Raw genomic sequence first — 25,081 nt, forward strand, 5'->3', positions numbered from 1 at the left:
TTGACTGTATCATGCGCTTACACGAGCTTTTGCGCAATAAGACTATTGGTACCTGTACCTGTAATTTTCACGTGAATGATGTCACCGACCTGATCGCCATTGTCGTCGACGATCGCTGGCAAAAGCCATGGCGAACGACCAACCATCTGATGATCGAAGCGACCCTTCTTTTCCAGAAGCACATCCATTTCGCGACCGACCAGCGAATTCTGAAATGCATATTGCTGCTCGGAAAGCAGCGCCTGAAGGCGTTGCAGACGCTCGTCCTTGACCGCTTCCTCAACATGATCGGGAAGATCGGCACCCGGGGTACCGGGACGCGGTGAATATTTGAACGAATAGGCCTGCGCGTAATGCACCTCACGTACAAGCCGCATCGTGTCTTCAAAATCCTGATCTGTTTCACCGGGGAAGCCTACGATGAAATCGCCTGAAAGCGCCATATCCGGACGCACTTCACGGATACGCTCGATAAGCCGGATATATTCATCCGCCTTGTGACGACGGTTCATGGCTTTGAGAATACGGTCCGAACCCGCTTGAACCGGAAGATGCAAATAAGGCATCAACTGTTTGAGATCGCGGTGCGCAGCAATCAGCGCATCATCCATGTCGCGCGGATGGCTGGTCGTATATCGCAGACGCGCCACACCGGGAATGCGGGCAAGGCGGAACAGCAGTTCGCCAAGACCCCATTCACGACCGTCATCGCCCACGCCATGCCATGCATTGACGTTCTGTCCAAGAAGGGTGAGTTCGCGCACGCCACTATCGGCAAGACGCTCAGCCTCGGCCACAATCTGTGCAACACTGCGTGAAACTTCCGAACCGCGCGTGTAAGGCACAACGCAGAAAGTGCAAAACTTGTCGCAACCTTCCTGAACCGTGAGGAACGCCGAAACGCCGCGCTTGCGTGTTTCCTCGCGCTTTGGCGCAGGCAAATGTTCAAACTTGTCTTCGATGGCATATTCGGTTTCGACAATTTTTTCGCCGTTGCGCACGCGCGCAAGCGCGCTGGGCAGGCGGTGATAGGTCTGCGGTCCGATAACCAGATCGACATTGGGCGCACGGCGCAGAATTTCCTGACCTTCTGCCTGCGCAACGCAACCGGCAACACCGATGGTCAATTGCTTGCCATTTGGTCCGCGTGCATCCTTCATCTTGCGCAGGCGACCCAGCGCTGAATAAAGCTTTTCCGATGCCTTTTCGCGAATATGACAGGTATTGAGCAGCACCAGATCGGCATCATCGGGCGTATCAGTCGTGACGTAGCCTTCCTGCGCAAGGCTATCGGCCATGCGCTGGCTGTCATAGACGTTCATCTGGCAACCATAGGTCTTCACAAAGACCTTACGCGTGTTGCTGCCATCCGGGTTTGTCTTGATATCAGTCATATTTTCGCTCATGCGCGGCTATCTAGCGTTTTTATCGCCACTTTGGAAGGCGACAAACTTACGCTCTTATACCAAGGCGCTGAGATGCTGACACATCACGCCTTGAAAAAATTCAAACGCTACTCGGGCTTGGCCCAATTCCATTGAGTTTCACTCTCTGGAATTGGGTATCAGTCTTCCGCGATCTCACGTCCAAGAAGCGAGCTCTGCAACAGCGCCCTCACCCGGCTTTCCATGGTACGGGCAAGCGCCTTGCGGTCCGTCTCGGCAGTCACCATTATTGGTTCGCCAAAGCGCACTTCGACGTCGATGGCACCCTCGCGCAGAATACCTTTGAGATGCGGCATTAACTGCACGTCGCCCGGCCAAGAAGCTATCGGACGATGATAACGCCCCATCGCCATGCCATGCACGCCTGTATAGGCAATAGCCACCGGCTGTACGATCACTTCCGGTACGCCTGCCTCACGGATCGCCGCATGGGCTGCCCCAAAAAGCGCTGTCTTAAACGGCAGTACGCGATTGCCATCCGATGTCGTACCTTCAGGAAACAGAACCATGGCATCACCGTCCGCAATCCGCTTGGCAATATCGGAGGTCTGTTCGCCGGTCTTGCCGCGTCGTTCTCGCTCAACAAAGACTGTGCGCTGTAAAACGGCAAAGAAGCCGAAAACCGGCCAGCTTCTGACTTCCGATTTTGCAATGAACGACACCTGCCCTGCGGCAGACAAAACAATAATATCGCTCCATGAGGTGTGATTGGAGACCAGCAGCAATGGTCTTCCTTCGGGCATATCGCCGACGATTGTGATGCGAAAGCCAAACAGACGCGCCACAATGCGATGGAAGAAATTGGGAAGACGACGCTTCCATGTGTTTTTGAGTTTCAGAAACACATATTGTACCGGAATAAGTGACAGGCTGAGTGCGACCATCGCCGCCACCACAAAGATGATGCGGATCGCACCAATCATTGCGGCCTCACCAGATCACGCCGCAAAATAAAAGCGGATGATCGTCCATTTGCTGTTTCATAATATGCCGGTCTTTCGCCGACCTTGTTGAAACCGATGCGACGATACAGAGCGAGAGCGGCCACATTGGCCTCATCGACTTCAAGAAACAGCGTATCGGCACGTTCCTGATAGAGATAGCGCAATACAGCATCCATCAGCGAGCGCCCCACCCCTTGTTTTCGCACCTCGTTGGAAACCGCGATGGTGAGAATTTCAGCCTCACCCGCAACCAGACGCGCCAGCACGAAACCGCAAGCCTTACCTGGTTTGCCTTCCGGCCGCGCCAAAAAACCGAACACCGTATCCTGCGCTATCAGCGAGCGAAAATCATCTGAACTCCAGCCATGGCGGAACGCAAGCGCGTGAATACGCTGGATTTCTCCGCTGTCCTGTGCACCGAGCGTCTCAATCGAAACAGGCCTGCGACCAAAGCGGCCCAGCACAAAGCTCATCATGACGCTATTCTCCGCTTGCCTTACGCGGCAACGCAAAACCGGTTTGCGGCTTCACGTCCGGTCCACGCATATAAAGCGGCTTCGGCGCTTCGCCCGGCTCGCGTAAAGCAGCGAGTTTTGCAAAAGTGCCGATTTGTCCGGTCGGCTCACCCCGCGCGACACTGAAGGTTCCGGCAAGCATTTCGTTCAATGTGGCTGCGGCAGAACCGGCCAGAACTGTTTGGGACGATTGTTGCTGGATAAGCGCCAGCGCTTCGTCGCGAGAAACCACCATGGGATTGCTCCGAGCGTTGCCGTCAGCGCCAAAGGCCTGCGCGTAAATCTCACCCCGATGCGCTTCGAGCAGCACCAGAACGGGTTGCCCCGGATGGCTTATCGCGACTTCGGAAGCAAGCACATCAAATGCACTGACACCAATCGCCGGACGGCCGAGAGCCAGTGCAAAACCACGCGCTGCCGACACGCCAATGCGCACACCGGTAAAAGAACCGGGGCCGACATTCACCGCCACCCGATCGAGTTCAGACATGGCGATTCCGGCTTGCGTCATGACCTGTTCGATATAGTCCATCAGGACTTCAGCATGTCCCTTGCCGATATCCTCACTGACTTCAGCAAGAACGGCACCACTGCCAGAATCATAAACTGCGGCAGCACACCAGGAAGAGGCGGTATCGAGGGCAAGTATCTTCATAAGCCATCGGGTAAATCAGAAATCGTCCCGCGACAAGCAAAACACATAAAACGGCTAAAATTTACAAGCTGATCAAGGAACCAAACCCCACTTGAAGCGTTTTTATGCTGGATGCGGGGCGGATATCATTTACCGTATCCGGAGACCGGCCTTTCATTGAGATCTGGCGGGGCCGGTTTCAGAAAAACAAATCTGTTTTCCTTCAGCGATGTCCCAAACGCTGATACACAGCCGGATCGTGCAAAGGATATGAGGATAAAATGTCCAAGAAGTCGATGCATGCAACCCGCAACGATCTTCCCTCCAATACCAAGACCACGATGATAGCGCTGCTAAACGAAAATCTGGCAGCGACCATCGACCTTGCCCTCATCACAAAGCAGGCGCACTGGAACCTTAAGGGGCCACAATTTATCGCCGTGCATGAATTGCTGGATACTTTCCGTAAAGACCTTGATGAGCATGTCGATACGATCGCAGAGCGTGCAGTGCAGCTCGGCGGCACCGCCTATGGTACCACGCAGGTTGTTGCCAAGGATTCGAAGCTCAAGGCCTATCCGACGGATATCTATGCCGTTCATGATCACCTCGCCGCACTGATCGAACGTTATGGCGACGTTGCCAATCTCGTGCGCCAGTCGATCAAGGATGCAGATGACGCTGGTGACGACACCACGGCAGACATTTTCACTGCCGCGTCGCGCAGCCTCGACAAATCGCTGTGGTTCCTTGAAGCACATGTTCAGGAAAAGAACTGATCTTGGTACTCTGACCAATCAAAAATGAAAAAGGCCGGGAAATTCCCGGCCTTTTTGTATTTGCAAAGGTCAGTTGGCCCATTCGCCACCGCGCATCACAGGCTCGCGGCTGCCATCGGCATTGACACCATCTACGTCGATCTTGTCGGAACCGATCATCCAGTCGATGTGGATAAGGCTTGAATTGCCTCCCTGCGCTGCGATCTGTTCAGGGTCAAGCTTCGCACCATCAATGAAACATTTCGAATAGCACTGGCCAAGCGCAATGTGGCTCGCAGCATTTTCATCGAACAGCGTGTTGTAGAACAACAGGCCGCTTTGCGAGATTGGCGAGGAATGCGGAACCAGAGCCACCTCCCCCAAACGACGTGCGCCTTCGTCGGTATCCAGCACTTTGTTGAGAACTTCCTCGCCACGGCTCGCCTTGGCTTCGACAATACGCCCGCCTTCAAAACGCACGGAAATATTGTCGATAAGCGTTCCCTGATGCGACAGCGGCTTGGTGCTCGACACATGACCATCGACGCGCAGCGCGTGCGGCGTGGTGAAGACTTCCTCGGTCGGAATATTCGGATTGCACGTAATGCCATTCTTGGCAGTCGACGCACCGCCATGCCATTCGTGGCCATCTGCCAGACCAACCGTCAAATCGGTGCCCGGTCCCTTGAAATGCAGAGCGCTATAGGCCTTGCCGTTGAGCAACCGGGTGCGGGTTCGCAATGCTGCGTTATGTGCCGCCCATGCACCGACCGGATCGTCCACATCAACGCGCGACGCAGCAAAGATTGCATCAGCAAGTTTACGGGTCGCAACGTCTTCGGCCTCATTGGGAAACATCAGCTTCGCCCATTCCGGGTTCGGATAGGAAATGATATTCCAGTTGATGTCGAAACCGGCAATCTTCTCAAGAGCAGGCTGATAGGCTTTGGAGTTGGCACGGTTGGCGCGCGAAACCTTTGAAGCGTCCTGCGAAGACAGCAGCATTGGATTGTCAGCTGCAATCGCAAGGCGTGCTGCACCATTGGCATAGGCCTTGGCCATGCCCTCATAGAGCCAGCTCGCTGCACGGTCGAAGCTCTCGTCACTCGCGTTTTCATAACGCGCCAGCGCAATCGCATCGTCAGAAAAGAACGGCGTTACAAGTCCCGCACCTGCCTTATAGGCATGTTTTGCTATCAGGCGCACAAGCGGCAGAGCAACGACGGGAGCTGTGATGACAAGGTCTTGCCCTTCACGCAATTGCAGCCCGACGCGTACAGCCACTTCAGCCAGACGTTCGAGTTTTACCGGATCGATGACGGGAGCGTTATTGTCATGTGCCATATGGCTGCAAGCCTCGTGTTTGAAAGAATCAGCAGCAGTTTATCAGATGACTTAATTTCACCACGCTTTTTCCTGCCACTGCGATATATTGTTTATGCGGTCGATAGAAAATTTTAAATCACTGAGAGCAACAGCTATGAAGAAAAGCGTGCTTATTATCCTTGGTCTGACGGGCCTTTTGGCCGGTTGTCAAACCATGACACCGGAACAGCGCCGCGCAGCAGATGAACAAACCTGCCGCAGCTATGGTTTCAAGCAAAAATCCGATGCATTTTCCAACTGCCTTTTGCAGCTTGATCTGGATCGTCGTGCAGATCGCCGCGCCTGGCAGAACCGTGCCGATTTCTACGATACGCCGATGGTGATCTATCAGCCGATTTATCGACCAGTGCCAGTTCAAGCCAAGTAATAGTCGAGCCCAGTAACAGGCAGATAGAGCATTAAAAAAAGCGCCCTCTAGAGGCGCTTTTTTATTCAAATCACTTTTGAAATCGGGGCTTCATAGAGGCGATTCAGGACGCTCCTGCGACAGAAGCATGGCGCCAATAGCATCCACATGCTTCTTATCAGCGGTATATCCCAGAGATACATTCTGCGCGGCAGGAGCCGTTTCATCAAATGTCGGCTGGTAGCTTGCCACCTGCGTCAGCACCGGCTTTTCAGCTGGCTTAACGGGCAATGCAGCCAAACGATCACCACGCGCCTGCGGTCCCACACCTTCATTCTGCTGAACTTCGGTTGTCTTGGATGCCTCAGCCAATGCAACCTGTACAGTCGGCTGAGCCTGTGGAACCGGCACATCCTGTTGATCGGTTACATTGTAGAATGGACCTTCCGGCATGGACGGCGACTGAGGTGTCGAAGCATATGCCAGATTATACGGGGTCTGCGGTACTGGATTTTCCAGCGCGCCATCGCGGCCACGCTTTTCATAGAAGGAATTGCCGCCAGCAACCAGCACGTAATGCATATTGCGATAAGGGAATTTAAGGCCAGCGGTGTGGAAGAACATTGAATTCTTCAGCGATGGATGGCGCTTGCCCTTGAGAACGGAGTCAGCTGCCGCCTGAACATCCGGCAGAGCCCTGGAATTCATCTTGCGGGATAGAACGCCCGGTGCAAACTGGTTCTTCTGACCGACAACGCCGCAGATCGTATCCGGATAACTGCCCGATGCGAGACGGTTCATAACGACAGTGCCGACAGCCATGAGGCCATCAGGGCTTGAACGGTTTGATTCAAAGAACATCGCACGTTCGAGGCATTCGCGGTCTCTGGCGGTATAGGTGAAAGTCTTGACACCATTGACCGTCTTGACGTGGCTGGCCGCCGCCGTCTTTTCCGTTTTGGTCTTGGCGGTGCCTCCGGTCGTCGTGCAACCTGTCACCACGAATGGAGCAACCAGAAGCCCTAGAATAACGGGCAGTTTCCACTTAGAAGCGCGCGTCAACGGCTCAGTCTCATCGTTAGGACCCTTAACTGATCCAACCTGGCCTCCGCCCCGCAAAAGGCGTTTGAAACCTGGCTGTGGTGCCACTGCATAAAACTATGCAGCAGATCTGAACTAACAGAGCAGCCGTTGTGTATCCAATCGAGACACTCGGCGCTCCAGCCAAATAGAACGAAAATCAAAAAATAAACGTTCTGCTGTCACTCATTGCATTCAAGGTTTTGGAATTTTTAGGCCAAAAAAAGGCGAACGGTCAAATTCCTAAAATGACAAAGCCACCAAAACGGTGGCCAATCGAACCCGAATCCAGAGTTTAATTTCCCCCACAAACCCCTTAAATTTATTAACAAATCCTTAACGTAATTTAGCAAATCTTATAAGTTATTGATTTAACGCGATTCAATTTGCTGAAATACAGGCCACATCGCTGCCTTATTTCGCTGATGTTTCAAGATTTTACGCAGCCACGTTTTTTAACTTTTCAGATGCTGTTTTTGGCGCCGATTTCACGGTTCCTTCAACTTTGTCACGATCGATGTAACATCGCGTGATACTGGTCATTTTGGCACGTTATGGATGTCCATTTCCGAATCGGAAGGGCTTTGACTGAGTCGCGCCGCTCGCTCCCTTAGAGCCGTTTCGATCTGATTTATCAGACCGCCGCCCTCCCCCTTTTATTTGAAGCATAATCTTATCGATCCCCGTTTCACGCTGGTTGGATTATGCTCTAGAGCGCATCCCGAAAAGTGTGAAACGTTTTTCGGACAAAGATGCGCGTTAAAACAGATAATTAGAGCGCCGATCTGATCCAATCAGATCGAAACGCGCTCTAATGCAAAACGGCCCGTCACATTTTCAGTAACGGGCCGCTTCTTTGACGTTCTACATGTCGGGACTTTATTACCCGAAGGAATAGCCTGCGCCCCGCACCGTGCGGATTGGATCGAGGGCACGACCGACATTGATCGCCTTGCGTAATCGACCAACATGCACATCAACCGTGCGGTCATCGACATAGATATCCGGGCCCCAGACACCATCCAGCAACTGGCTGCGAGAGAACACGCGGCCCGGTGACATCATGAAATATTCGAGCAAGCGAAACTCTGTCGGTCCGAGACGGACTTCCTTTTCCTTGCGGTAGACGCGGTGCTGCTGACGGTCGAGAACCAGGTCCCCAACCTTGAGCACGTGCGAGAGAACGCTCGGATTGGCACGGCGCAGCATGGCTTTAACCCGCGCAAGCAGTTCCGGCGTCGAGAAGGGCTTTACGACATAATCGTCAGCACCGACACTCAAACCCCGGACACGTTCGCTTTCTTCGCCACGCGCCGTCAGCATGATGATCGGCAGGCGCTCGGTTTCCGGCCATTGGCGCAGACGACGGCAAAGCTCGATCCCCGATACACCGGGAAGCATCCAGTCCAGAATAAGAAGGTCCGGTACGTTTTCGCGCAGCGTGATTTCGGCTTCATCGCCGCGCAGCATCGCATCAACCTGATAGCCTTCGGCTTCGAGATTGTAGCGCAAGAGCACACTCAGGGCTTCTTCGTCTTCAACCACAGCAATCTTGGGTGCCTGTGACATCCAGTATTTCCTATCCAAAATTTAGAGCGCGTTTCGATCTGATAGAAACAGATTTCGCTCTAACTCATTGTTTAACGCGGATCCTGGCCGAAACCGCTCGGCACTTTTCGGGATGCGCTTTTTTCTTCACCGCGCAACTTGTCCAAAAACCGCTTCGCACTTTTCGGGATGCGCTTTTTTCTTCACCGCGCAACTTGTCCAAAAACCGCTTCGCACTTTTCGGGATGCGCTTTTTTCTTCACCGCGCATCTTATCCAAAAACCGCTTCACACTTTTTGGGATGCGCTTTTTTCTTCACCGCGCATCTTATCCAAAAACCGCTTCACACTTTTTGGGATGCGCTTAGGCTTCGCGGAAGATACAAGCCCCCGATCGACCGCGTGCCGTCGCGTTATTCTTACTCATGCATACATTCTGGTCCGTAAATAGCGGCACCAGTGTTCTTAGGATTTACGCGCCTCATCCACGACAATGCCGTGGCTCAGGTCTTCTTTCGGGCGTTCCGCAGGCATTTGCAGGCCGGTCACAATGTAATAGACCGTCTCCGCAATGTTGGTTGCGTGATCGCCGATGCGCTCAATGTTCTTTGCGCAGAACAGAAGATGCGTGCAGGCTGAAATGTTGCGCGGATCTTCCATCATATAGGTGAGCAGCTCGCGGAACAGCGAGGTGTACATCGAGTCAATTTCGTCATCGCGGTCGCGAACGACATTGATCTGCTGCACCGAGCGCGTTGCATAAGCGTCGAGCACATCTTTGAGCTGGGTCAAAGCGAGTTCGGCCAAAGTTTCAAGCCCGCGATAGAGCTTGACCGGCTGGCGTGATTCCGAAACGGCGGCAACACGCTTTGCGATGTTTTTACCAAGATCGCCAACGCGTTCCAGATCGGCGGAGATGCGGATCGAGCCGATAATCTCGCGCAGATCGACAGCCATTGGCTGGCGCTTTGCAATGATCATGACTGCCTTGTCGTCAATCTCACGCTCGCTTGCATCAAGGATGAGATCATCGGAAATAACGCGCTGAGCAAGCGCATTGTCCGCGTTGACAATCGCTGCAACGGACTGCTCGACCATACGTTCCGCATGACCACCCATTTCGGCGATCTTATGGGTCAGGAACTGCAGTTCTTCGTCGTAAGCGGTGACGGTATGCTGAGACGCCATAATAGACCTCAATTAAATTGCGGGGAAGCCGAACAGCTGTCTTCTCAAATCAGCCGTCGCTCCTGCTCATCTTTACCACGCATTATCCTACGCAAAACCGCTTCACACTTTTGCTGGAAATGCTCCAATTATTTTAGCCAAAACGACCCGTGATATAGTCCTGCGTACGCTTCTCGGTCGGTGCAGTGAACATCACATCCGTGTCGCCCACTTCCACCAGATTGCCCAAGTGGAACATTGCGGTGCGCTGCGAAACACGAGCTGCCTGCTGCATGGAGTGTGTGACGATTACGATCGTGTAGTTCTGACGCAGCTCGTCGATAAGCTCTTCGACCTTGGCAGTCGCAATCGGATCAAGGGCTGAGCAAGGCTCATCCATCAGGATGACTTCCGGGCTGACCGCAATCGCACGTGCAATGCACAGACGCTGCTGCTGACCACCTGAAAGACCGGTTCCGGCATCGTGCAGGCGATCCTTCACTTCTTCAAAAAGGCTGGCCTTCTTGAGGCTGGTGACCACGATTTCTTCGAGATCGGTCTTGTTGCGTGCCAGACCGTGAATGCGTGGACCATAGGCCACGTTCTCAAAAATAGTCTTTGGGAACGGATTGGGTTTCTGGAACACCATGCCAACGCGAGCACGCAATTCAACAACGTCGATTTTCGGATCGTAGATATCTTCGTTGTCGAGCGTGATCTTGCCAGCGATACGGCAGCCTTCGATCGTATCGTTCATACGATTGAGCGAACGCAGGAATGTAGACTTGCCGCAGCCCGAAGGACCGATCAGCGCCGTCACCATCTTCTCCGGAACGTCCAGATCAACTTCGAACAGAGCCTGTTTCTCGCCATAAAACACGCAGACTTTGTCGCCGCGCATCTTTATGGAGGGGGCGTTGGCGTTCATCTTTTCTCCTACGGCTTTTTCGAGAGATCGTTCGGTCATGAGATTCATCATTTCTCTCCCGTTTACCAGCGGCGCTCAAAGCGGCGGCGCAGAATAATTGCTGCAATATTCATGACTGCCAGGAACAGGAGCAGGACGATAATAGCGCCTGATGTCCGTTCTACAAAGGCACGCTCAGCTTCATTCGCCCACATAAAGATCTGCACAGGCAGAGCCGTTGCAGGGTCCATCGGCGTTGCAGGCATATTGGCAACGAAAGCCACCATGCCGATCAGAAGCAATGGCGCTGTTTCACCAAGCGCCTGAGCAAGACCGATAATCGTTCCGGTCAGAATGCCGGGCGCTGCAAGCGGCAGCACATGGTGAAACACCATCTGCGTTTTAGATGCACCAAGCCCAAGAGCTGCTGCGCGGATCGACGGCGGCACGGCGCGAAGTGCGGAGCGTGTCGCAATGATAATGGTTGGAAGCGTCATCAATGTCAGCACCAGACCACCGACAATTGACGCTGAACGCGGCAGATTGAAGAAGTTGATGAAGACTGCAAGCCCAAGCAGACCGAACACAATCGACGGAACAGCTGCCAGATTGTTGATATTGACTTCGATAATATCCGTGAGGCGGTTCTTTTTGGCATATTCTTCAAGATAGATCGAAGCGGCCACGCCGATAGGCAGTGCGAGAACCAGCACGATCATCATCATGTAGAAGGAACCGACAAGCGCAACACCGAGACCAGAGGTTTCAGGACGACTGGAAGCGCCATTGGTAAACAAGCCCCAGTTGAAAGCCTGGCTCATGATGCCTTCATTGGTAAGCGTCTTGATCCACTCAAACTGACGGTCTGAAACCTTGCGGTTTGCTTCTGGAACCTCAAAATCGATCTGCCCCTTATAGGCGGAGTCAATATCAGCAGCAGCCAGAACTGGAACTGTCTGTGTGGTGCCAATCAATGATGGATTATCCATCACCATCTGGCGAAGCTGAACACGAACACCATCGGAGAAGAAACGCCCAACTTCACGCATTTCAGCGCGATCCGTGCTCGGCACACCCAGCTTTTCAGCCAAGGCGTTACGTACCAGAAGCGGATAGTTGGCCGTGATCAACACATTCGGATCGGTTGCAAGCTTATTGCCCGGATCGATAACCTGTGCGTCAAGCTTGACCGGCAGATAAATCGTCGTCTGTCCGAAAGCCGTATAGCCCTTGGAAAACACCGAGAACAAAAGCGCACAGAGAAAGAACACACCAATCGCAATGGCAACCACACCATAGAGACGGAAGCGACGTTCAGCAGCGTAGCGACGCTTGATTCCGATATCGCGGCGCTGGGGCTTTGTTACCGCAGTGCCAGCATTGAGAGTTGAATCGGTCATTATTCGTACTGCTCCCGGTACTTGCGAACGATGTAGAGCGCAAAGATATTCATGATCAGCGTCAGGACGAAGAGGGTGATACCCAGCGCAAAGGCAACGAGCGTCTGCGGGGAATCAAACTCAAGGTCGCCGGTGAGCTGACTGACGATTTTGACAGTGATCGTCGTCATCGCTTCAAAGGGATTGGCAGAAAGGCGCGCTGCAACACCGGCTGCAAGCACCACAATCATGGTTTCACCAATTGCACGCGAAGCCGTCATCAAAAGTGCGCCGACAATGCCCGGAAGTGCTGCTGGCAGAACAACCCGCTTGATTGTTTCCGAACGCGTTGCACCAAGACCAAGCGAGCCATCGCGGAGAGAACCGGGAACCGCTGTGATAATGTCATCAGACAGAGACGACACAAACGGGATCAGCATCACGCCCATGACAAGACCAGCAGTCAGAACGCTCTGCGCCATAATGAAGCCCTGACCGCCAGCAATGGCTGCAGAGAGATCTCGCAGGAACGGGCCAACCGTTATCAGTGCGAAGAAGCCGTAAACAATGGTCGGGATACCGGCAAGAAGCTCAAGCACGGGCTTTACCACTGTGCGAACACGCGGCGACGCATATTCTGCCATGTAGATTGCGGAGAACAGGCCAACTGGTACAGCAAACAACATCGCAACGAATGCAATATAAAGCGTACCAGCCAAAAGCGGGATGAGACCAAACTGACCGACTTCACCACCCGAACCTGCAGCTGCGAAGCGTGGGTCCCAGACAGTTCCGAAGAAGAAGTCCATCGGGGCGATCGACTGGAAGAAGCTCACCGTCTGGAACAGAACAGAGAACACGATGCCGATGGTCGTCAGAATAGCGATACCGGAAGCGGCAATCAGGCCCCACAATACGATGCGCTCGACATTGTTACGGGCACGCGTGCGGCGCTTGATGCCGGAAAGTCCAAAAATCAGACCAGCAACCGCGATAACGAGAGCGATTGCGCTGCCAACCGTATGGGAAACCTTACTCGCCTTTTCGAGGAAGAGCGCAACTGGAACCATATAGTCCTGGCCTTCAGTCGCAAGCGCTACGCCTTTTGAGCCGAGAACATCACGGGCTTCCTTATAGGTCTGCGGTAAACTATCGATTTCAGCAGGCGTCAGCTTTTCCAAGCCGCCTGCAAGGCTGCGAATCATGCCAAGCTGCAAGCTGCGCTCTGAAAACGAACCATCTTCGACAGCAGCCGGCATACGAGCAGTTGCCGTATGATCGAGATAAACCGATGTACCAACCGCCCAGACCGCGAGAAACAAAATTGCGGGCAATGCGGAAACGAGGAAAACCCACCAGCCATGATAGAGCGGGCGGGAATGCATTTTCTCTGTGGCTGCGCCTGAACTGACGACAGGCTGAGCCTTGTCAATCGCAACGGCGCGCTGTCGACCTATAAAGAATCCGATCAGTCCGATTGCGACGACACTGACGAGAACCAGAAAGAAGGACATTCAATTTCCCCGGTTGCCCCAAAAAATGTGAAGATAGCTGCTCAAGCACAGTTTGCAGTCAGCCAATTCCACGCGAATGCGCCTGTCTTATCCGACCAGCGCAAAAGAGGAAGAATGTGGGAAGGAGTCCTCCCCACATTCCACAGATCAAAGCTTACTTGACTTCCATCAGCTTGCCTTCGGTGAAGGCAGTGCGCTGTGCTTCACGTTCTGCATCCGGAGCCGGAACCAGACCGTATTCAGCAAGCGGGCCTTCCGGGCCGACCATCTGTTCGGACAGGAAGAAGTCAACATATTCCTTGAGGCCTGGAATGACGCCAAGGTGAGCCTTCTTCACGTAGAAGAACAGTGGACGCGAAACCGGATATTCGCCCGAAGCAACGGTTTCAGCCGATGGCTTGACGCCGCCTACGGTCGCTACCTTCAGCTTGTCAGCATTGTTTTCGAAGAAGTAGAGACCGAAAACGCCAACGCCCTGCTTGTTGGAGTCGATGCGAGCCAGCGTTTCGCTGTAATCGCCATCGATATCGACAGCCTTGCCGTCCTTACGAACAGCGATACAGGCAGCAGCCGAAGCCTTGTCATCGAGACCGGTCTTCTTGATTTCGTCGAGAGCGCCCGATTCCTTGCAGCCGTCAGCAAGAAGCTTTTCTTCGAAAACTTCACGCGTCCCATGCTTTTCGCCAGGGATGTAGGCAGTGATATCCCAATCTGGCAGGTCTGCATTGACCTGGTTCCACTTGGTGTTTGGATTGTCGACCAGCTTGCCGTCTACGACGAGCTTGGCAGCAAGAGCCTTGTAAACGTCAACTGGAGCCAGTTTCCAGTCTGGACCGTTCGCATCGGTTGCAAACACGATGCCGTCATAGCCAAAGCGGACTTCCTGAACTTCCTTAACGCCTGCATCAATGCAGGACTTGAGTTCGGTGCCCTTCATGGCGCGCGATGCATTGGCGATATCGATGGTGTTTTCACCGACGCCCTTGCAGAATTCCTTGATGCCTGCGCCAGAGCCGCCCGATTCAATAACCGGCGTCTTGAAGTTCGGATAGGTTTCGCCAAAGGTTTCTGCAACGATCTTGGCATAAGGCAGAACGGTCGAGGAACCGGAAACCTGAATCTGATCGCGCGCATTCGCAGCGGAAACCGACAATACTGCAGCAATTGCGAGCGCTGCGGTCGAGGAAATCATCTTGTTCATGAGCACCAGCCCCTGTTGTAAAAGACACATGACGTGAAAGCGTCACCAGCCGTCTACGCGCTCTATATAACAGTCATATGACAGTAGTGTTACAGCTTTGTATCAATCGACTTTGCCCGCCGTTTTGCAGGGTTTTCCTCGCTGCTTAAACACTCAAAGTTTCAAAAGCGGAAGCCGCGCGGCCATGGCCTTAATGCCGGCAACGTCTGCATTGGCGAAAGCAAATCGCAAAAATGCATCCTGCTCATCTCCAAAAAAGCTGCCGGGTAGTGTGACAACACCTATGGACTTGGTGAGCATCTCGGCAACCTTGGCAGACGACACGCCTTCATAAGGATGACGCACAAATGCGAAATAAGCGCCCACTGCCTCAATATGCCAACCAGCCACATTACTCATGGAGACACGCAAGGCTCCCGCGCGCCGTTCAATCTCCTTGCGGTTGTCGTCGCGCCAAGCCTTGAGCGGTTCAATCGCTTGGCTGACCGCAATCTGTGGTGCACGTGTTGCGCAGATTTGCAGATTATCCATCACTTTGGCAACATTGGCCACCATCTCGGAACCTGCGACAATTGCCCCAAGCCTGTGGCCCGGAATGCAAAAGGATTTAGAGAAGCTGTAGAGTTGGACCAGATGCGACGGCCAGTCAGCCTCTGCGAACAGTCCATGCGGAGCTCGATCAGCATTGCTTAGAAAATCGCGATAGGTTTCATCGAGCAGCAGCCACGTCCCGTTTTCACGACAAGCAGCATAAATCTCACCAAGCAATTGCGGCGGATAAATTGCACCGGTTGGATTATTGGGCGACACCAAAACAAGCGCGCGCACGCCTTTATGTAAGGCCGCCTTTATATCTTCAATTGCAGGCACAAACCCGTTTTCAGCGCGGCAGGCGACTGTTGCCGAGTGGATGCCCAGCATCTCCAACGATGATTGGTGGTTGAAATAAAAGGGATTAGTCGCAAGAACCGTATCGCCGCTTTGGGCGACGCACATAATCGCTGCAATGAAAGCCTGATTGCAGCCCGATGTTATATGAACGTTGTGAGCCTGGATCTGAGCCTCATAGAGGCCACCAACATGGGCTGCATAGGCCTCGCGCAAAACCGTCTCGCCTTCAATCGGACCATAGCCCGCAGAGGTGACTGATCCTGCGGCCACGCCGAGAAACCGCAGCATATCGGGATGCGGCGGATAACCAGGAACGGCCTGCGAGAGATCAATCAGAGGACCATGCGCACCATCATAATTCCGCGCCCACGCCTGCACTGCAGGAATTGGCGGTGCGGAAAGCTTACCGATAAGCGGATTGATGGAAGGCAAAGGCATTAAGAGCTTCCGTTGCTATGTTATCTTATTCACTGGGGCGCGATAGAACGTAAGCCGCAGAGCCGAGCATAAAGATCGTGACAGAGACGGCAAGCAAAGGCCCCGGGCGCGCACCCCACCAGAACATGCCATAGCCGAATGCCATGCCAAGACAGGCATATAGTTTTGCCTTAGGCGGGATTGCACCGCGCTCGCGCCATTTGACAATAAGCGGACCAAATCGCGGATCAGCGAGTAGGCGCGCCTCAAATTTCGGCGATGAACGCGCGAAAAACCACGCAGCCAAGATGATAAAGATTGTTGTCGGCATCACCGGCAGAATGGCACCAATGATACCAAGCACCAGCATGAGAAAGCCAAGGCATAGATATAGAATACGTTTTCCCGCCGATATGGCTGGAAGCGTTGTGTCGGTATCGTCCTTTGGCGTTTTATCCTGCATGATTTTCCGTTCTGAAGATGAGCGCTTATAGCAGGATTTTGGCTTTTGCGTGCATGCGATGCGCGGTCAAAACTGTGTCATCGCGCTACATTTCAACAAAAGTTACAGGCGGCGTTACAAACTTTACCACCTCAAAAACAGCCCATGGTTGTATTCCGCCCGAAAAAGGCCGGATTCCGTCAACTTGGCTGAAGCGGCTGAAAACTGGGCCCACAAATAAAAATTGTACCGGGACGGTACGACTGTGACCATCTGCAAAGCAGCTTTTCTTGCACTTCCCGCCACAAAACATGGTTGAGCAACGGGCAAGCACAGAATCCTAACGAATCGTAAACAGTTTTACAGCAACACTGGCATATCGATTAAAATATTCCTGATATTTTCTTGAGTCATAAAATAAACAACGCTTAGTATAGGATCATTTTCCGCTTAGTTCATTAAATCTATTATCTCATTATACTCTCAATAACATCACGCCATCGCCACATTTAGATTCCAGTTGGCGCAGGTCTTTCTCGTCGTAACTCAAAATTACCGGACAGACTTTGTGAAACGACTCTTGGAATCAGTATGAACTTCAAAATCCGTATGGCTATGCTCGCCGTTGCGACGACTGGTCTTTTCTCGATCACCGCAATGGAAGCTCAAGCTGCACGCTGTGGCGGTGCTTCCTGGTATGCACTCACCTCACGCACCGCATCGGGCGAACGCATGAACCCATCAGGGATGACAGCTGCCCACCGCACCTTGCCGCTTGGCAGCAAGGTCAAGGTCACCAATCAGAGAAACGGCAAGTCGCTCATTGTTCGTATCAATGATCGCGGTCCGTTCATTAAAGGGCGTGTGCTTGATCTTTCCAAGGGTGCAGCGCAGCGCCTTGGTTTTATCAGTGCCGGACACACAAACGTCTGCTTCACACCGCTTTAAAAAAGCTTCCTGAACAAAGTCGGCCTGTTCAGACGCCGCTTTCGAGCAGCATCCCTTTGACAGAAATTTCAGCGTAAGCTTATATTATATATACGTAATTTTTAAACCGTCGCCCTTAAAGCGGCGGTTTTTTTCCTCATCATATACAATTTATAGGTGCATATACCGCACAATGCCCGCATTAACCATTAATTAAGATGTTAGGCGAAGACGCGGCAGCCTCAATTGACTCCGGGCATGTTTCATATTTTAACTTTTCGTTAATAAATGCCCAGTGCGGGCTGTGAAAAGGGCCTTGAGTATGTTTTGCGTAGTTCGCTCGAGCATGAAGTTTATCGCTGCTGCCAGCATCGGCATTGTCGCTCTTATGGCGAGCGTCGGTGCACAGGCTGGAACCGGTGCCTATATGCAGACTGGCAAGCTTACTTCACAACCAATCGGTCATTACGAGTTCTGCAAGCGCGAAGCCGCTGAATGCAACATCGTCAGCCGCGACACCCGTGCACTCTCGCTCAACAACAGCAATTGGCAGCACATTCAAACCGTCAATCTTTCGGTCAATGAACGAATCAAGCCGATGACCGACATGGAAATCTACGGCGTTGAGGAATATTGGGCCTATCCAACCACTGTTGGCGATTGTGAAGATTATGTTCTTCTCAAGCAGCGTGAACTTGCCAAGGCTGGTGTTCCGATGACGGACCTGCTGATCACTGTCGTTCGCAAGCCAGACGGCGAAGGCCACGCAGTATTAACCGTTCGCACGGATCGCGGCGATTTCGTTCTCGACAACCTGACTGACGAAGTTCTGCGCTGGGACGAAACCGACTACACCTACTTGAAGCGTCAGGCCGCAAACAATACCGGCCGCTGGGTCACAATCGAATCCCAGGACAATTTGCTGGTTGGTGCAGTGAAATAACCACCAGCCTTCTTCAAGTCTTTTGAAGCCGGGCCCGTTTGTGTTATCCTTTTCGGGTCTAAAAAGGAGAGTTCGGTGCGGTTAGCCCGATCCCCGCTCAAAAGCGGGTCCTGGCCTTCATTGGTGTTTTAGAGCGTATCTTATCCGAAGCGGTTTCAAACTTTTCGGTATGCGAGCTAATCCGACCAATTCGTCGAGTCCCTTGACCTTCAACTCCGATGCAATGGTGTATTGGAGAATATAGGGTCTTGATTATGAAGCAGCAAATCTCCGTCATCACGCTTGGCATCCAGGAACTTGAGCGCTCTCGTCGTTTTTACGTCGAAGGCTTTGGCTGGACGCCAATATTCCAGAACCAAGAAATCATCTTCTATCAGATGAATGGCTTTGTTCTCGGCACCTTCCTGAAAACTTCGCTTGAAGCCGATATGAACTGCTTCGGCCTGATGCAGCCGGGCGCATTCTCGCTGGCGCATAATGTTGGTGACAAAACAGACGTCCGGCCGCTCATGGAAAAGCTGACGCGCGCTGGTGGAAAGATATTGCGACCCGCCGATGCGCCAGTGCATGGCGGCTTGCGCGGCTACATTGCTGATCCCGACGAGCATGCATGGGAAATCGCCTGGAACCCGGCCTGGAGTATTGATGAAAACGGACTCGTGACGTTCGGACTCTAACAAATGCCGGGGAGAGTAAGCCGCTCCCCGGCAATCACGCAAAATCCTATTCACCTCTCAGCCTGATCTGCGCTATGCTCTGATTCTGGCTTTATCCACGCCTCCCCCCTCCGATCGGGAAAGCATTTTTCATGCGGGAAATCTCACCACCGAACCAACTGGTCGAGCGAATGCATAAGGAGGGATTGCAATCAAAGCTCGCAGGAGGTTTTGATGAAATTGTCGGCTCCGATCTATCATCTGAAACGCCGCGCAAAGCTTATCGCGCGCAATGAGAACATACCGCTTCATTTGGCATTGGATCGCATCGCTGCACACGAAGGCTTTAAAAGCTGGAGTATGCTGACCCACAAACATAACGACGCCGTTTCAGCAGCCGAACTTTATGCGTGCCTGCAACCCGGTGATCTGGTTTTGGTTGGTGCCCGGCCCGGCCATGGCAAGACACTGCTCAGCCTTGAAATCCTCATTGAGGCCATGAAAAAAGGCCATCGCGGCCTGTTCTTCTCTCTGGACTATACGAGAAAAGACATCGGAAAACGATTTGAGATGCTCGGTATCAACGAACGTGACTTTCAAACACAGTTTGTGTTCGACACATCTGAAGCAATCAGCGCAGATTACATCATCGAGCAATCGCAGAATGCGCCGCGCGATACATGTGTCGTTGTCGACTATCTACAATTGTTGGATCAGAAGCGTGAAAAACCGGAACTGATGGTTCAGATAAGAGCGCTGAAAGCTTTTGCTGAAGAGAAAGGACTAACCATTCTCTGTATCTCGCAGATTGATCGTAGTTTTGATGCAGACGCCAAAGCCTGCCCGGATCTAAGCGACGTGCGTCTTCCAAATCCGCTTGATCTATCGCTGTTCAGCAAAGCCTGTTTTCTGAACAATGGCAGCATGACGCTTCAGACCCTGAATTGCTAGAGCGTGTCGTGTTTAATCGCGCCCATGGTGCTCGCTCTAGATTCTTTTAATTGTCGCATGTTCGCGAACGTTAAATGAATCCATTTAACTGCGACATGCTTTAGAGCAGAAAGAGCTTCTGTGACGTGGTCTTCACGCCACAGAAGACAGTCTCTCAGCGCCCATGCGATAAGAAATCGCGCCAGCAAGATGTATGCGGCTGATCTGGTCCACTCCATCGAGATCGGCCAATGTGCGGGCCACTTTCAAAATGCGGTGATAGGCACGCGCAGAAAAGCGCATCTGTTCGCTCGCGTCGCGCAGCAGCTTTACGCCCGCAGCATCCGGCTTGGCGACTTCTTCAATCAGATTTGCCGAACAGTAAGCGTTGGTCATGGATGCATCCAGCCCAAGAGCTGCATAGCGCACGCTTTGTGTCGCCCGTGCCCGCGCGACACGTTTGGCAACGCTTTCGCTTCGTTCAGACTGCGACGGCTGAATGAGATCAAGGGCTGAGACGGCAGGCATATCGACCCTGAGATCGATTCGGTCCAGCAACGGCCCGGAAATGCGTGCCTGATAGTCGCTTTGGCAACGCGGGCCACGTGCGCATGTGTGACCTGGCTCCCCCGCCATGCCACAACGACAGGGGTTCATCGCTGCAATCAGCTGAAAGCGCGCCGGATAGCTGGTACGATGATTGACGCGTGCAATCATGCATTCGCCAGTCTCCAGCGGTTGCCTGAGAGAATCGATCACCTGTGGCGAAAACTCCGGAAACTCATCGAGAAACAACACGCCATTATGCGCAAGTGATACTTCACCCGGCCTCGCCCGCAGCCCCCCACCAACCATTGCAGCCATAGACGCCGAATGATGTGGCGCGCGAAAAGGTCTGCGGTCAGACAGTTTTCCACCCGATAGCTCGCCTGCAATGGATGTGATCATTGAAACGTCGAGCAGTTCGCGCGGGCTGAGTTTTGGCAGAATGGATGGGAGTCGCTGTGCAAGCATGGATTTTCCCGATCCAGGCGGCCCGACGAGAAGCAGATTGTGATTTCCGGCGGCAGCAATCTCCAGCGCACGCTTGGCAGTCTCCTGCCCCTTGATATCGGCAAGATCGGGCAGCACTTCGCTTGAAACCCGCATCGAAGGATCAGGCGGCGTCAGCACCTGTGTTCCCCGAAAATGGTTGGCCAGCGCAATCAGGCTGCGTGGCGCAAGAATATCGACATTGGCCCCTGCCCATGCGGCTTCTGGACCACAGTCATACGGACAGATCAGGCCCTTATCTTCACGATTGGCGCCAATTGCAGCAGGCAATACGCCCGCAACAGCCGTTATGGAGCCATCAAGCGAAAGCTCTCCCAAAACCAGATAGGATTGTATGGCGTCGATCGGAATTGCACCGATAGCTGCCATCAACCCAACGGCAATCGGCAGATCATAATGCGAGCTTCTGCCATATTCCCATATTTGATATCCACTACAACTTTAAGTTAAATTCTTAAGAACGATGTATCCGCCGTAAGGCGGATTCCATTTCGAATTAGAAAGACTGAATGGCGATGGATCAATGCTAAAGCCGATTCAGTCTTTCTAATAAAATGATGTGACGGCCATGGGCCGTCTCAATTCGGCGTCAAGCCGAACTAGGACCCGGCGCAGCCGGGCTTTGAAAGCATGCATCAGCACGGCAACACTGTTATCCAGGCAATAACACCCGGCTAAATCGATTTCTAATCGTAGCTCTTACTAAGCATGAATAAATGATGGAACATGGCGTCCAGTTTGCGTGATCGAATCGGAGGGGGTATGACCGGGTATTGGCAAAAAAAGACGGGTATGGCCGAGTATTTGCGTCTTTACACGCGCGAAGACAAATGGCTCGCTTGGGAAGACCAACCTGCCGATCCTAACGATCCAAGTAGCAGGACAATTCCCGGAGCGAAGAACAAAGTCGGAGAGACGCTTCGCAATGCTTTCAATTCTACAAATGTCATATTTCTCCTAGGGTCGGGTGCATCGTTCTCTGCTGTGAATTCGAGCGGCGGGGGGCAAGCCCCTAGCATGGCAACACTCTGGAAGGCTGTCCGCGATAAAATTGACAAGGACACACTTAAGAACGGCCAAAGCTTCGACGACATTGCCGAAGAATTACTCGGCATGTCGCCACCTAAACCTGAAGAGACAAGTGCAGGCAATATCGAAAAGCTGCTCAGTCTCTGTAAAATGAAGCTGGAGTTGCTAAGCGTTAGGGCCACTGACGAACAATTTGAGCAGCTTGATTCCGAAGTCTCGGTTCTTACAGATTTCATTTCGAAGGCCGAAACCGCTATTCTGAGCGAGGTTGGTTTCGTGGATGAGAAAACATCCCTGCCCGCTCATTCGAATCTGCTGAGAAAGTTTTCAAAGCGAAGTGCTGAGAAACCGCGCGTAAAGCTGTTTACCACCAATTACGATCTTTGTCTGGAAGAAGCTGGGGCGCGGCTGGGCATTGTTTTTATTGACGGATTTTCGCACAGCGCCGAACAACGTTTCAATAGAGATTATTTTCAAACAGATATCGTACGAAGGTCATCGTCTGGGACAAAGTCCGATTACATCGACAGCGTTTTTCATTTGTACAAAATGCATGGCTCCGTCGACTGGAGGCGACGATCAGATGGTGCAGTTATTCGGCGAGCCAAAGGCGAAGGAAATGACCTAACTCCTGTTCTGATCTATCCGAGGTCTACAAAGTATCAAGAGGCTTTCGAAACTCCTTATCTGGATATGTTTGCCGCGTTTCAATCTGCATTAAGAGAGCCAGATACTACTATCTTCATCGCAGGCTTTGGTTTCGCAGACGATCATATAAGCTCACCGATCTGGTCAGCGGTAGAATCGAACCTTTCGCTGAAGTTAATACTCGTTGACCCTGGGTTTGTCGCAGAGCAGCAGTTGGATGACATTCAACCAGAACACGCTTTGAAAGCAGTAGGTTCGCAGCCGAATAAATATCAAGCGCGATTGATGCGCTTGGTCCAGCAGGGAGACACCAGACTAACTATACTGAACGGTCGCTTCGAAGATATGATCGACGCGATTCCTTCCGTATCCGGTGAAACCGACCGCCAGAGGCTTCTAATGCGCTTGGAAGAACTGGGTGGCCTGTAATGATTGCAACAAACGATTATGCGTTGATCGATCCCGATAAACGTGTCGGAACCGTAACCCGGGTGGGGGCCGCGTCTGTTGAACTGACGGTTCCGCTTGGTTTGGCCATTAGCGGACAGCGGGGACTCGCCAAAGGAACTACAGGTGACTTCCTTTTTATTGATTGCGATGCAGCCATAGTTTTCGGTCGTTTGACTGAAGTCATCGTTCCGGAGCGACAACGCTCAGCGTTAGAGCGTCAACTGGACCAGGAAATCGTTACCGATCCTCAAGGCCGCGCCCAGTTGTTGGCCACAATTGATAAAACGACGAAAGAGGTGTCTCGCGGCATTAATACCCAGCCGAGGATCGGAGACAGCGCTTATTTGGCCGAGGGGCAAGCGCTCGCGTCAGCAATCCAATGTGCTCTTTCGGGGGAGACAAAAGAAGGGAAAGGAGCAGAACGCCTCATCGAGTTGGGATGCCTTTCTGGACTAAATGACGCCCATATTATGATCCCGCCGGAAAAACTGTTTGGCAGGCATTGCGGCATATTTGGAGCAACAGGCGGTGGGAAAAGCTGGACGGTATCGCGGCTAGTCAACGAAGTGGTGCGCCTCAAAGGCAAATGTATTTTGTTCGACCCAACTGGTGAGTTTGAGGGGAAAATTACTGGTGCAAAAGAATACCGTTTCTCGAAGGGCGATGCAGAACACCCGCTTGTAAGATTTCCTTACAAACATCTTTCGGAAACTGATTTGTATGGTCTCTTGACGCCATCAACACAAATGCAAGGTCCAAATTTACGAAGCGCCATTAAGAATCTCAGACTAGCGGCGCTATTACAGCGTAATCCGCAAAGGTTTAGTGCAAAAAAGCAGGATAATGGCAACACAATATACTTAGAAGAGAACAATCATTTCATAGAAATAAGGGAAAGTGGAACGATCAGAAAAATTGGGCGAAGTCGGAACGTCATCAGCAAAGCCCTGATCAATTATTCTTCCGAGCTGGACTCGCAATTCTGCGATTTCGATATTCACCTACTTTCTGCCCAAGTGCGAGAGGAATGCGTCAAGCACAGTTCTCAGGACGCTAATGCTAATGGATTCTATGGCAAGGTAGATGATGCAGCACTAGGGTTCTGTAACTCGTTGAATGTCAGAATCGAGAACTATCTTTCATCATCAGAAATGAAGTGCATCTTCTCCAACGAAGGAGAAGATGTGTGCGAAATTATTAGAAAATTCATTCAAGATCCAAAACAGAACGCGCTTTTGTTATCGTTTGAACACGTTAGTTTCAAATATAATACTCGCGAGATATTGCTCAATACAATCGGTAGATACCTCCTCAATTTGTCGCGAGAAGAAGCGTTTAAAGAGTGTCCGCTTATTTGTTTCCTGGACGAGGCTCATCAATTTGTGGGCCGTTCAATAGGAGACGAAACTAATCGTGTGTCATTAGATGCATTTGGCTTGATTGCGAAAGAAGGTAGAAAATATGGTCTAACGGCTGCGATTGCTACGCAGCGACCGAGAGACGTTCCGACCGACGTTTTAAGCCAGTTAGGAACTCTGTTTGTACATCGCCTAACCAATGATCGCGACCGGGAGACAATTGAAAGAGCATGCGGCGATCTAGATCGTGATGCGGCGGCCTTCATTCCGTCGTTGGCGCAAGGCGAGGCAATCATTGTCGGCCCTGATCTTCCCGCACCATTACCAGTCATCATAACTCATCCTGAAAAGGCCCAGCAGCCGGAATCGAAGGGGCCGGATTACCAGAAATATTGGGGATAAGCCCTCTATCAGAAAGTGCCCGGTAAGTTCGAATTAGCTTTCGCGGAGGCGACGACGTACGTAACTCAATACTAGACGGCGACGAGCAGCTTATAGTAACTGTTGTTAGTAT

Annotated in this window: 22 protein-coding genes and 1 pseudogene; 8 read left to right on the forward strand and 15 right to left on the reverse strand. The window is 52.3% G+C overall.

Features of this window, described 5'->3' with window-relative positions:
* Window positions 1-17: 17 nt before the first annotated feature.
* The 4 genes from miaB to tsaB all read right to left on the reverse strand — a co-directional run bounded on the left by miaB (window position 18) and on the right by tsaB (window position 3,559).
* Complete coding sequence (gene miaB / locus QBD00_RS05210; protein WP_318578824.1) at window positions 18-1,406, reverse strand: tRNA (N6-isopentenyl adenosine(37)-C2)-methylthiotransferase MiaB; 1,389 nt, start codon at window positions 1,404-1,406, stop codon at window positions 18-20.
* 158 nt (window positions 1,407-1,564) lie between these two features.
* The gene (locus QBD00_RS05215) at window positions 1,565-2,368 is read right to left on the reverse strand and encodes a 1-acyl-sn-glycerol-3-phosphate acyltransferase (protein WP_318578825.1); all 804 of its coding nucleotides are present in this window, start codon (window positions 2,366-2,368) and stop codon (window positions 1,565-1,567) included.
* Window positions 2,365-2,865 (reverse strand): ribosomal protein S18-alanine N-acetyltransferase, encoded by a 501-nt coding sequence (gene rimI, locus QBD00_RS05220; RefSeq protein ID WP_095447784.1) that lies wholly within the window; start codon window positions 2,863-2,865, stop codon window positions 2,365-2,367. The genes QBD00_RS05215 and rimI overlap by 4 nt, the downstream gene beginning before the upstream one ends.
* Window positions 2,866-2,869: 4 nt before the next feature.
* Window positions 2,870-3,559, reverse strand: coding sequence for a tRNA (adenosine(37)-N6)-threonylcarbamoyltransferase complex dimerization subunit type 1 TsaB (gene tsaB / locus QBD00_RS05225; RefSeq protein ID WP_095447783.1), 690 nt, complete (start codon window positions 3,557-3,559; stop codon window positions 2,870-2,872).
* 260 nt (window positions 3,560-3,819) lie between these two features.
* Here tsaB and dps point away from each other — a divergent pair, with 260 nt between their 5' ends.
* A complete protein-coding gene (dps, locus tag QBD00_RS05230; RefSeq protein WP_095447782.1) occupies window positions 3,820-4,317 on the forward strand; it encodes a DNA starvation/stationary phase protection protein Dps in 498 nt (165 codons plus the stop codon).
* Between the two features lie 69 nt (window positions 4,318-4,386).
* On the opposite strand, the gene QBD00_RS05235 is transcribed toward dps, so the two are convergent.
* Window positions 4,387-5,640 (reverse strand): aminopeptidase, encoded by a 1,254-nt coding sequence (locus QBD00_RS05235; RefSeq protein WP_318578826.1) that lies wholly within the window; start codon window positions 5,638-5,640, stop codon window positions 4,387-4,389.
* Between the two features lie 136 nt (window positions 5,641-5,776).
* On the opposite strand from QBD00_RS05235, the gene QBD00_RS05240 reads away from it, so the two are divergent.
* The gene (locus QBD00_RS05240; RefSeq protein WP_095447780.1) at window positions 5,777-6,049 is read left to right on the forward strand and encodes a hypothetical protein; all 273 of its coding nucleotides are present in this window, start codon (window positions 5,777-5,779) and stop codon (window positions 6,047-6,049) included.
* Window positions 6,050-6,139: 90 nt separating this feature from the next.
* Here the strand turns inward: QBD00_RS05240 and QBD00_RS05245 are convergent, their stop codons facing one another.
* The 9 genes from QBD00_RS05245 to QBD00_RS05285 form a co-directional block, all read right to left on the reverse strand.
* Window positions 6,140-7,090, reverse strand: a complete 951-nt coding sequence (locus QBD00_RS05245) for a cell wall hydrolase (RefSeq protein WP_318578827.1) — start codon at window positions 7,088-7,090, stop codon at window positions 6,140-6,142.
* A 900-nt stretch (window positions 7,091-7,990) separates the two neighbouring features.
* Complete coding sequence (gene phoB / locus QBD00_RS05250; protein ID WP_024898358.1) at window positions 7,991-8,677, reverse strand: phosphate regulon transcriptional regulator PhoB; 687 nt, start codon at window positions 8,675-8,677, stop codon at window positions 7,991-7,993.
* Window positions 8,678-9,120: 443 nt separating this feature from the next.
* The gene (gene phoU, locus QBD00_RS05255; RefSeq protein ID WP_024898359.1) at window positions 9,121-9,843 is read right to left on the reverse strand and encodes a phosphate signaling complex protein PhoU; all 723 of its coding nucleotides are present in this window, start codon (window positions 9,841-9,843) and stop codon (window positions 9,121-9,123) included.
* Window positions 9,844-9,976: 133 nt separating this feature from the next.
* Entirely contained in the window at window positions 9,977-10,750 is a 774-nt protein-coding gene (pstB, locus tag QBD00_RS05260) for a phosphate ABC transporter ATP-binding protein PstB (protein ID WP_235901785.1), read from the reverse strand.
* 62 nt (window positions 10,751-10,812) lie between these two features.
* Window positions 10,813-12,129 (reverse strand): phosphate ABC transporter permease PstA, encoded by a 1,317-nt coding sequence (gene pstA, locus QBD00_RS05265; protein ID WP_318578828.1) that lies wholly within the window; start codon window positions 12,127-12,129, stop codon window positions 10,813-10,815.
* A complete protein-coding gene (gene pstC, locus QBD00_RS05270; RefSeq protein WP_095447777.1) occupies window positions 12,129-13,622 on the reverse strand; it encodes a phosphate ABC transporter permease subunit PstC in 1,494 nt (497 codons plus the stop codon). Before pstC ends, pstA begins: the two co-directional genes overlap by 1 nt.
* Before the next feature lie 154 nt (window positions 13,623-13,776).
* Window positions 13,777-14,823, reverse strand: a complete 1,047-nt coding sequence (locus QBD00_RS05275) for a PstS family phosphate ABC transporter substrate-binding protein (RefSeq protein WP_264230464.1) — start codon at window positions 14,821-14,823, stop codon at window positions 13,777-13,779.
* A 153-nt stretch (window positions 14,824-14,976) separates the two neighbouring features.
* On the reverse strand, window positions 14,977-16,146 hold the full coding sequence (locus QBD00_RS05280; RefSeq protein ID WP_318578987.1) for an aminotransferase: 1,170 nt from the start codon (window positions 16,144-16,146) through the stop codon (window positions 14,977-14,979).
* A gap of 31 nt (window positions 16,147-16,177) precedes the next feature.
* On the reverse strand, window positions 16,178-16,594 hold the full coding sequence (locus QBD00_RS05285; RefSeq protein ID WP_095447774.1) for a YbaN family protein: 417 nt from the start codon (window positions 16,592-16,594) through the stop codon (window positions 16,178-16,180).
* Window positions 16,595-17,164: 570 nt separating this feature from the next.
* Here QBD00_RS05285 and QBD00_RS05290 point away from each other — a divergent pair.
* From QBD00_RS05290 to QBD00_RS05305, 4 genes are all read left to right on the forward strand, one after another.
* On the forward strand, window positions 17,165-17,521 hold the full coding sequence (locus QBD00_RS05290; RefSeq protein WP_095447773.1) for a septal ring lytic transglycosylase RlpA family protein: 357 nt from the start codon (window positions 17,165-17,167) through the stop codon (window positions 17,519-17,521).
* Between the two features lie 301 nt (window positions 17,522-17,822).
* A complete protein-coding gene (locus tag QBD00_RS05295; protein WP_318578829.1) occupies window positions 17,823-18,443 on the forward strand; it encodes a transglutaminase-like cysteine peptidase in 621 nt (206 codons plus the stop codon).
* 254 nt (window positions 18,444-18,697) lie between these two features.
* Window positions 18,698-19,120 (forward strand): VOC family protein, encoded by a 423-nt coding sequence (locus QBD00_RS05300; RefSeq protein WP_318578830.1) that lies wholly within the window; start codon window positions 18,698-18,700, stop codon window positions 19,118-19,120.
* Between the two features lie 213 nt (window positions 19,121-19,333).
* Entirely contained in the window at window positions 19,334-20,050 is a 717-nt protein-coding gene (locus QBD00_RS05305; protein WP_318578831.1) for a DNA helicase, read from the forward strand.
* A 132-nt stretch (window positions 20,051-20,182) separates the two neighbouring features.
* Here QBD00_RS05305 and QBD00_RS05310 read toward each other — a convergent pair.
* Window positions 20,183-21,484 (reverse strand): annotated as a pseudogene (locus QBD00_RS05310) (YifB family Mg chelatase-like AAA ATPase); the annotation flags it as partial.
* A 360-nt stretch (window positions 21,485-21,844) separates the two neighbouring features.
* Here QBD00_RS05310 and QBD00_RS05315 point away from each other — a divergent pair.
* Together QBD00_RS05315 and QBD00_RS05320 are read left to right on the forward strand one after the other, a co-directional pair.
* Entirely contained in the window at window positions 21,845-23,188 is a 1,344-nt protein-coding gene (locus QBD00_RS05315; RefSeq protein ID WP_318578832.1) for an SIR2 family protein, read from the forward strand.
* Entirely contained in the window at window positions 23,188-24,969 is a 1,782-nt protein-coding gene (locus QBD00_RS05320; RefSeq protein WP_318578833.1) for an ATP-binding protein, read from the forward strand. The genes QBD00_RS05315 and QBD00_RS05320 overlap by 1 nt, the downstream gene beginning before the upstream one ends.
* The last annotated feature ends 112 nt before the right edge of the window (window positions 24,970-25,081 follow it).

Source organism: Ochrobactrum sp. AN78 (genome assembly GCF_029909885.1).
Classification (GTDB): domain Bacteria; phylum Pseudomonadota; class Alphaproteobacteria; order Rhizobiales; family Rhizobiaceae; genus Brucella; species Brucella quorumnocens.